The sequence below is a fragment of the Streptomyces sp. NPDC001796 genome, from assembly GCF_042892355.1.
GTDB lineage: Bacteria > Actinomycetota > Actinomycetes > Streptomycetales > Streptomycetaceae > Streptomyces.
Genome location: NZ_JBIAUC010000021.1, coordinates 108,787 through 117,675, shown reverse-complemented (window position 1 = coordinate 117,675; position 8,889 = coordinate 108,787). Strand labels below are relative to the sequence as shown.

Here is an 8,889-nt window from a genome sequence, read left to right as displayed (position 1 = left end):
CGGGGCGCGCGGGCGCGGGGGGCGCGCCGGGCCGCCGCCCGCGGCGGGCCGCCCGGCGGCCCCCCCCGCGGCCGGGGGGGCGCGCCCGCCCCCCCCCCCCCCCCCCCCCCCCCCCCCCCCCCCCCACGTTTCTGCTGGGACCTGGGCGGTCAGCTCTCCTCGTGGGAGGCCACCGCGCGGCGGGCGTCCGCGTCCAGGACTCCCCAGCTGATCAGCTGCTCGGTGAGGACGGAGGGCGACTGGTCGTAGATGACCGCGAGCGTGCGCAGGTCGTCCTGGCGGATCGACAGCACCTTGCCGTTGTAGTCACCGCGCTGGGACTGGATCGTCGCCGCATACCGCTGGAGGGGGCCCGCCTTCTCCGCCGGCACGTTGGCCAGGCGCTCCAGGTCCAGAACCAGCTTCGGCGGCGGCTCGGCGGCTCCACCGGGGGTGGTGCCGGGCAGCAGCTCCTGCACCGGGACCCCGTAGAAATCCGCCAGCTCGGCCAGACGCTGCACGGTGACGGCGCGGTCGCCGCGCTCGTACGAACCGACCACGACCGCCTTCCAGCGTCCCTGGGACTTCTCCTCCACACCGTGGAGGGAAAGGCCCTGCTGGGTGCGGATCGCCCGGAGCTTGGCCCCGAGCTGTTTGGCGTATTCGCTGGACATATAGCTCCCCGGACACGGTGTCGACGTGCGGCTCGGCCGCGCGGCTGGTGACTCACTGTGAGGTTACGCAGCGTGACTCTTCCCCGTCAAGCCGAATGGTCCGGACCGACCCTTCCGTGGTAGACGGCGTGCGGGACCGCCGGACGGGTGACGCAGTGCGCCAGGGGGGTGACCGGGCTCCGCTCGCGGGCTGGTACCGTGTATGGCGCAATTCCGACGTCCTTTAAGGTCCGTCCCGTGAGGCGGAGAAGGAGGTCCGTTTCGTATGGACACACGGCATTCCGATGCTCGGCCCGTCCTCGAAGGTCCTGACATCGCGCGGGTGCTGACCCGCATCGCCCACGAGATCGTCGAGCGCGCCAAGGGCGCCGACGACGTGGTGCTCCTCGGCATTCCGACCCGAGGTGTCTTCCTCGCCCGGCGGCTCGCCGACAAGCTCGAGGAGATCACCGGCCGCAAGGTCCCGGTCGGCTCCCTCGACATCACCATGTACCGCGACGACCTGCGCATGCAGCCGCCGCGTGCGCTGGCACGCACCGAGATCCCCGGTGACGGCATCGACGGCCGCCTCGTCGTCCTGGTCGACGACGTGCTCTTCTCCGGCCGCACCATCCGCGCCGCCCTCGACGCCCTGAACGACATCGGGCGCCCCCGCGCGGTCCAGCTCGCGGTCCTCGTCGACCGCGGCCACCGCGAACTGCCGATCCGCGCCGACTACGTCGGCAAGAACCTCCCCACGTCGCTGCGGGAGACGGTCAAGGTCCAGCTCGCCGAGGAGGACGGTCGCGACACCGTGCTGCTCGGTGCGAAGCAGACCGGTCACGGCGCACAGCACTAGCGCTCCGGCGAACGGCGAGCCGCCGTACGCCTCGCGAGTGCGCACCGACGCGCGCCCGTCTGTACCAAATCTCCCGAATGAACCGCCTTACGGAGCCTGAAAGATGCAGCGTCATCTCATCTCGGCCGCCGACCTCACCCGCGACGACGCCGTCCTGATCCTCGACACCGCCGAGGAGATGGCACGGGTCGCGGACCGGCCGATCAAGAAGCTGCCGACCCTGCGCGGCCGCACCGTCGTCAACCTCTTCTTCGAGGACTCCACGCGCACCCGGATCTCCTTCGAGGCCGCCGAGAAGCGTCTGTCCGCGGACGTCATCAACTTCTCCGCCAAGGGATCCAGCGTGTCCAAGGGGGAGTCCCTGAAGGACACCGCCCAGACCCTGGAGGCCATGGGCGTCGACGCCGTCGTCATCCGGCACGGCGCCTCCGGAGCCCCCTACCGCCTGGCCAACTCCGGCTGGATCGACGCCGCCGTCATCAACGCGGGCGACGGCACCCACCAGCACCCCACCCAGGCCCTGCTCGACGCCTTCACCATGCGCCGCCGCCTGGTCGGCCGGGACGCCGGTCTAGGGCGTGACCTGGCCGGCAAGCGCATCACGATCGTCGGCGACGTGCTGCACAGCCGGGTCGCCCGCTCCAACGTCGACCTGCTGCACACCCTCGGCGCCGACGTCACGCTCGTCGCCCCGCCCACCCTGCTGCCGGTCGGCGTCGGCTCCTGGCCGTGCGAGGTCTCGTTCGATCTCGACAGCACCCTCCCCAAGTCCGACGCGGTGATGATGCTCCGCGTCCAGCGGGAGCGCATGAACGCCGCCTTCTTCCCGACCGAGCGCGAGTACTCCCGGCGCTACGGCCTCGACGCCGACCGCATGGCGAAGATGCCGGAGCACGCGATCGTGATGCACCCCGGCCCGATGGTCCGCGGCATGGAGATCACCGCCGAGGTCGCCGACTCCGACCGCTGCACCGCCGTCGAGCAGGTGGCGAACGGCGTCTCCATCCGCATGGCGGTCCTGTACCTGCTGCTGGGTGGCGCCGTGTTCGACCCCAAGACCGTCACCGACGCCCGTACCGAGGAGAACCAGAACCGATGAGCAAGACCCTGATCCGTGGTGCGAAGGTGGTCGGCGGCGAGCCGCAGGACGTGCTGATCGACGGTGAGGTCGTCCAGGCGGTCGGCACCGGCCTGTCCGCCGAGGGAGCGGAGGTCGTCGAGGCCGGCGGCAAGGTGCTGCTCCCCGGCCTCGTCGACCTGCACACCCACCTGCGCGAGCCCGGCCGCGAGGACTCCGAGACCGTCCTGACCGGTACGCGGGCCGCCGCGAGCGGCGGCTACACCGCCGTGTTCGCGATGGCCAACACCTTCCCGGTCGCCGACACAGCCGGTGTCGTCGAGCAGGTCTGGCGGCTGGGGCGGGAACACGGCTACTGCGACGTGCAGCCCATCGGCGCGGTCACGGTCGGCCTGGAGGGCAAGAAGCTCGCCGAGCTGGGCGCCATGCACGAGTCGGCGGCCGGTGTCACGGTCTTCTCCGACGACGGCAAGTGCGTCGACGACGCGGTGATCATGCGCCGGGCGCTGGAGTACGTGAAGGCCTTCGGCGGCGTGGTCGCCCAGCACGCACAGGAGCCGCGGCTGACCGAGGGCGCCCAGATGAACGAGGGCGTCGTCTCCGCCGAGCTGGGCCTCGGCGGCTGGCCGGCCGTCGCCGAGGAGTCGATCATCGCGCGCGACGTCCTCCTGGCCGACCACGTCGGCTCCCGCGTCCACATCTGCCACCTGTCCACCGCCGGGTCCGTGGAGATCGTCCGCTGGGCCAAGTCCCGCGGTATCGACGTCACCGCCGAGGTCACCCCGCACCACCTCCTCCTCACCGACGAACTGGTGCGCACCTACAACCCGGTCTACAAGGTCAACCCGCCGCTGCGCACCGAGCGCGACGTGCTGGCGCTGCGCGAGGCGCTCGCCGACGGCACGATCGACATCGTCGCCACCGACCACGCCCCGCACCCGCACGAGGACAAGGACTGCGAGTGGGCCGCCGCCGCCATGGGCATGGTCGGCCTTGAGACCGCGCTGTCCGTCGTCCAGGAGACGATGGTCGACACCGGTCTGCTCGACTGGGCGGGCGTCGCCGAGCGCATGTCCTTCAAGCCGGCGAAGATCGGCCGGGCCACCGGCCACGGCCGCCCCGTCTCGGCAGGTGAGCCCGCCAACCTGACGCTCGTCGACACGGCATACCGTGGGCAGGTGGACCCCGCGGGCTTCGCCTCGCGCAGCCGCAACACCCCCTACCAGGGCCGTGAGCTGCCGGGCCGTGTCACGCACACCTGGCTGCGGGGCAAGGCCACGCTCGTCGACGGGAAGCTCACGTGACACCTGTACTCCTGTTCGCAGCCGAGAAGAAATCGGCCCAGGTCACCGACTGGACCGACCGCATCGGCTGGCTCGTCGGACTCGCCCTCTTCGTCGCGCTCGTCTACTGGCTGATGCGCGAGGGCTGGAAGTGGCGCGGCACCCTGCAGAGCGACCTGCCGGAGCTGCCCACGGCGCCCGAGGACCCCGGCACGGCGAAGCTGACGATGAGCGGCCGCTACCACGGCTCCACCACCGCCGGGCAGTGGCTCGACCGCATCGTGGCCCACGGCCTGGGCACCCGCAGCCGTGTCGAGCTCACGCTGACCGACGCGGGCCTGGACGTCGTACGCCCCGGAGCAACGGACTTCTTCATCCCGGCCGAGCGGCTGCGCGAAGTCCGGCTCGACAAGGGCATCGCCGGCAAGGTCCTCACCGAGGGCGGACTGCTGGTGGTGACCTGGGCGCACGGCGACAAGCTGATCGATTCGGGCTTCCGCTCGGACCGCGCGGCCGAGCACGGCGACTGGGTCGACACCCTGAATCAGATGATCCACAAGACGGAAGGCGCACGATGACGACCTCCACCAGGGGAGCTGACAAGGTTCCCGCCGTACTCGTCCTGGAGGACGGCCGGATCTTCCGCGGCCGCGCCTACGGGGCCGTGGGGGTGACCTTCGGCGAAGCCGTGTTCTCCACCGGCATGACCGGCTACCAGGAGACCCTCACCGACCCGTCCTACCACCGCCAGGTCGTGGTCATGACCGCCCCCCATGTCGGCAACACCGGCGTCAACGACGAGGACCCCGAGTCCAAGCGGATCTGGGTCGCCGGCTACGTCGTACGCGACCCCGCGCGCAAGCCCTCCAACTGGCGGGCCAAGCGCTCGCTCGACGACGAACTGCGCGCGCAGGGCGTCGTCGGCATCAGCGGCGTCGACACCCGCGCCCTGACCCGCCACCTGCGCGAGCGCGGAGCCATGCGCGTCGGCATCTTCTCCGGCGAGGCGCTGCCCGACGAGGGCACCATGCTCGCCGAGGTGCGTCAGGCACCGGAGATGAAGGGCGCGGACCTCTCCGCCGAGGTCGCCACCACCGAGCCGTACGTCGTCCCCGCGATCGGTGAGAAGAAGTTCACGGTCGCCGCGGTCGACCTGGGCATCAAGGGCATGACCCCGCACCGCATGGCCGAGCGCGGCATCGAGGTCCACGTGCTGCCCGCGACTGCGACCGCCGAGGACATCTACGCCGTGGGCCCGGACGGCGTGTTCTTCTCCAACGGCCCCGGCGACCCCGCCACCGCCGACCACGCCGTCTCGGTCATGCAGGCCGTCCTGGAGCGCGGCACGCCCCTGTTCGGCATCTGCTTCGGCAACCAGATCCTCGGCCGCGCCCTGGGCTTCGGCACCTACAAGCTGAAGTACGGCCACCGCGGCATCAACCAGCCGGTGCAGGACCGTACGACCGGCAAGGTCGAGGTCACCGCGCACAACCACGGGTTCGCCGTCGACGCCCCGCTCGACAAGGTCTCCGAAACCCCCTACGGCCGTGCCGAGGTCTCCCACGTCTGCCTCAACGACAACGTGGTGGAGGGCCTCCAGCTCCTCGACAAGCCGGCCTTCAGCGTCCAGTACCACCCCGAGGCGGCCGCCGGTCCCCACGACGCCGCGTACCTGTTCGACCGCTTCGTGAAGCTCATGGAGGGCCAGCGTGCCTAAGCGCACCGATATCCAGTCCGTCCTGGTCATCGGCTCCGGCCCGATCGTCATCGGCCAGGCCGCCGAGTTCGACTACTCCGGCACCCAGGCGTGCCGCGTCCTGAAGGCCGAGGGTCTCAGGGTCATCCTCGTCAACTCCAACCCGGCGACGATCATGACCGACCCGGAGATCGCCGACGCCACCTACGTCGAGCCGATCACCCCGGACTTCGTCGAGAAGATCATCGCCAAGGAGCGCCCCGACGCGCTGCTGCCCACCCTTGGCGGCCAGACGGCGCTCAACACGGCGATCTCGCTGCACGAGAACGGCGTCCTGGAGAAGTACGGCGTCGAGCTGATCGGCGCCAAGGTGGAGGCCATCCACAAGGGTGAGGACCGCGACCAGTTCAAGGAGGTCGTGGAGGAGGTCCGCAGGAAGATCGGGCACGGCGAGTCCGCCCGGTCCGTGATCTGCCACTCCATGGACGACGTCCTCGCCGGCGTCGAGGAGCTGGGCGGCTACCCGGTCGTCGTGCGCCCCTCCTTCACCATGGGCGGCGCCGGCTCCGGCTTCGCGCACGACGAGGAGGAGCTGCGCCGCATCGCGGGCACCGGTCTCGCGCTCTCCCCGACCACCGAGGTGCTCCTGGAGGAGTCCATCCTCGGCTGGAAGGAGTACGAGCTGGAGCTGATGCGCGACAAGCACGACAACGTCGTGGTCGTCTGCTCCATCGAGAACTTCGACCCGATGGGTGTGCACACCGGCGACTCCATCACCGTCGCCCCGGCGATGACCCTGACCGACCGCGAGTACCAGATCCTCCGGGACGTCGGCATCGCCGTGATCCGCGAGGTCGGCGTCGACACCGGCGGCTGCAACATCCAGTTCGCGGTGAACCCCGAGGACGGTCGTGTGATCGTCATCGAGATGAACCCGCGCGTGTCGCGGTCCTCGGCCCTGGCCTCCAAGGCGACCGGCTTCCCGATCGCGAAGATCGCGGCCAAGCTCGCCGTCGGCTACACCCTCGACGAGATCCCGAACGACATCACCCAGGAGACCCCGGCCTCCTTCGAGCCGACCCTCGACTACGTGGTCGTCAAGGCGCCGCGGTTCGCGTTCGAGAAGTTCCCGAGTGCGGACAGCACGCTGACCACCACCATGAAGTCGGTCGGCGAGGCCATGGCCATCGGCCGCAACTTCACCGAGGCCTTCCAGAAGGCGCTGCGCTCGCTGGAGAAGAAGGGCAGCCAGTTCACGTTCGTGGGTGAGCCCGGGGACAAGGACGAGCTGCTGCGTGAGGCCGCCCGCCCCACCGACGGCCGGATCAACACGGTCATGCAGGCCATCCGCGCGGGCGCCACGCCCGAGGAGGTCTTCGAGTCCACCAAGATCGACCCGTGGTTCGTCGACCAGCTCTTCCTGATCAAGGAGATCGCGGACGAGCTGGCCGCCGCCGACCGCCTGGACGCCGACCTGCTCGCCGAGGCCAAGCGGCACGGCTTCTCCGACCAGCAGATCGCCGAGATCCGCGGCCTGCGCGAGGACGTCGTCCGCGAGGTGCGGCACGCCCTCGGCGTCCGCCCGGTGTACAAGACGGTCGACACCTGCGCCGCCGAGTTCGCCGCGAAGACGCCGTACTTCTACTCCTCCTACGACGAGGAGAGCGAGGTCGCCCCCCGCGAGAAGCCCGCGGTGATCATCCTGGGCTCCGGCCCCAACCGCATCGGCCAGGGCATCGAGTTCGACTACTCGTGCGTCCACGCCTCCTTCGCGCTCAGCGATGCCGGGTACGAGACCGTGATGGTCAACTGCAACCCGGAGACGGTCTCCACGGACTACGACACCTCCGACCGCCTGTACTTCGAGCCGCTGACGCTCGAGGACGTGCTGGAGATCGTCCACGCCGAGCAGCAGGCCGGGCCGGTCGCAGGCGTCGTGGTCCAGCTGGGCGGCCAGACCCCGCTGGGTCTCGCGCAGGCGCTGAAGGACAACGGCGTGCCGATCGTGGGCACCTCGCCCGAGGCGATCCACGCCGCCGAGGACCGCGGCGCGTTCGGCCGCGTGCTCGCGGAGGCCGGTCTCCCGGCCCCCAAGCACGGCACCGCCACCACCTTCGAGGAGGCCAAGGCCATCGCGGACGAGATCGGCTATCCGGTCCTCGTCCGGCCGTCCTACGTCCTCGGCGGGCGCGGCATGGAGATCGTCTACGACGAGGCCCGCCTCGCCGCGTACATCGCCGAGTCGACCGAGATCAGCCCTTCCCGGCCGGTGCTCGTCGACCGCTTCCTCGACGACGCGATCGAGATCGACGTCGACGCCCTCTACGACGGCGAGGAGCTGTACCTCGGCGGCGTGATGGAGCACATCGAGGAGGCCGGCATCCACTCCGGCGACTCCGCGTGCGCGCTGCCCCCGATCACGCTGGGCGGCTTCGACATCAAGCGCCTGCGCGCCTCCACGGAGGCCATCGCGCGGGGCGTCGGCGTCCACGGACTGATCAACATCCAGTTCGCGATGGCTGGCGACATCCTCTACGTCCTCGAGGCCAACCCGCGCGCCTCCCGTACGGTGCCCTTCACCTCGAAGGCGACGGCGGTGCCGCTCGCGAAGGCCGCCGCCCGCATCTCACTGGGCGCGACCATCGCCGAGCTGCGCGAGGAGGGCCTGCTGCCGAAGAGCGGCGACGGCGGCGAGCTGCCGCTGGACGCGCCGATCTCCGTGAAGGAGGCCGTGATGCCGTGGTCGCGGTTCCGCGACATCCACGGCCGCGGTGTCGACACCGTCCTCGGCCCGGAGATGCGCTCCACCGGCGAGGTCATGGGCATCGACTCCGTCTTCGGCACGGCGTACGCCAAGTCGCAGGCGGGCGCCTACGGTCCGCTGCCCACCAAGGGCCGCGCGTTCATCTCGGTCGCCAACCGCGACAAGCGTTCGATGATCTTCCCGGCGCGTGAGCTGGTCGCGCACGGCTTCGAGCTGCTCGCCACCTCCGGCACCGCCGAGGTCCTCAAGCGCAACGGCATCAACGCGACGGTCGTGCGCAAGCAGTCCGACGGCCCCGGCCCGAACGGCGAGAAGACCATCGTCCAGATGATCCACGACGGCGAGGTCGACCTCATCGTCAACACCCCGTACGGCACCGGCGGCCGCCTCGACGGCTACGACATCCGTACGGCGGCGGTGGCCCGCTCCGTGCCGTGTCTGACGACGGTCCAGGCGCTGGCCGCGGCGGTCCAGGGCATCGACGCGCTCAACCACGGCGACGTGGGCGTGCGCTCGCTCCAGGAACACGCCGAATTCCTGATCGCGGCCCGCGACTAGCAGCCGACGAGGGGGACAC

At 70.6% G+C, this 8,889-nt stretch carries 7 protein-coding genes; 6 read left to right on the top strand and 1 reads right to left on the bottom strand.

The features are described 5' to 3' along the window. Positions 1 to 149 precede the first annotated feature (149 nt). Positions 150 to 653: a transcriptional regulator BldD gene (gene bldD, locus ACFYZE_RS30575; protein WP_103844821.1), complete on the bottom strand. Its 504-nt coding sequence runs from the start codon at positions 651 to 653 to the stop codon at positions 150 to 152. 265 nt (positions 654 to 918) lie between these two features. On the opposite strand from bldD, the gene pyrR reads away from it, so the two are divergent. The 6 genes from pyrR to carB all read left to right on the top strand — a co-directional run bounded on the left by pyrR (position 919) and on the right by carB (position 8,870). Then, the gene (gene pyrR, locus ACFYZE_RS30570; protein ID WP_389001069.1) at positions 919 to 1,491 is read left to right on the top strand and encodes a bifunctional pyr operon transcriptional regulator/uracil phosphoribosyltransferase PyrR; all 573 of its coding nucleotides are present in this window, start codon (positions 919 to 921) and stop codon (positions 1,489 to 1,491) included. Positions 1,492 to 1,594: 103 nt separating this feature from the next. Further along, a complete protein-coding gene (locus ACFYZE_RS30565) occupies positions 1,595 to 2,590 on the top strand; it encodes an aspartate carbamoyltransferase catalytic subunit (protein ID WP_389001066.1) in 996 nt (331 codons plus the stop codon). Continuing rightward, positions 2,587 to 3,873, top strand: a complete 1,287-nt coding sequence (locus tag ACFYZE_RS30560) for a dihydroorotase (protein WP_389001063.1) — start codon at positions 2,587 to 2,589, stop codon at positions 3,871 to 3,873. The genes ACFYZE_RS30565 and ACFYZE_RS30560 overlap by 4 nt, the downstream gene beginning before the upstream one ends. After that, entirely contained in the window at positions 3,870 to 4,430 is a 561-nt protein-coding gene (locus tag ACFYZE_RS30555) for a hypothetical protein (protein WP_389001060.1), read from the top strand. The genes ACFYZE_RS30560 and ACFYZE_RS30555 overlap by 4 nt, the downstream gene beginning before the upstream one ends. After that, the gene (gene carA, locus ACFYZE_RS30550) at positions 4,427 to 5,569 is read left to right on the top strand and encodes a glutamine-hydrolyzing carbamoyl-phosphate synthase small subunit (protein ID WP_389001057.1); all 1,143 of its coding nucleotides are present in this window, start codon (positions 4,427 to 4,429) and stop codon (positions 5,567 to 5,569) included. The genes ACFYZE_RS30555 and carA overlap by 4 nt, the downstream gene beginning before the upstream one ends. Continuing rightward, positions 5,562 to 8,870, top strand: a complete 3,309-nt coding sequence (carB, locus tag ACFYZE_RS30545; protein ID WP_389001054.1) for a carbamoyl-phosphate synthase large subunit — start codon at positions 5,562 to 5,564, stop codon at positions 8,868 to 8,870. Before carA ends, carB begins: the two co-directional genes overlap by 8 nt. The last annotated feature ends 19 nt before the right edge of the window (positions 8,871 to 8,889 follow it).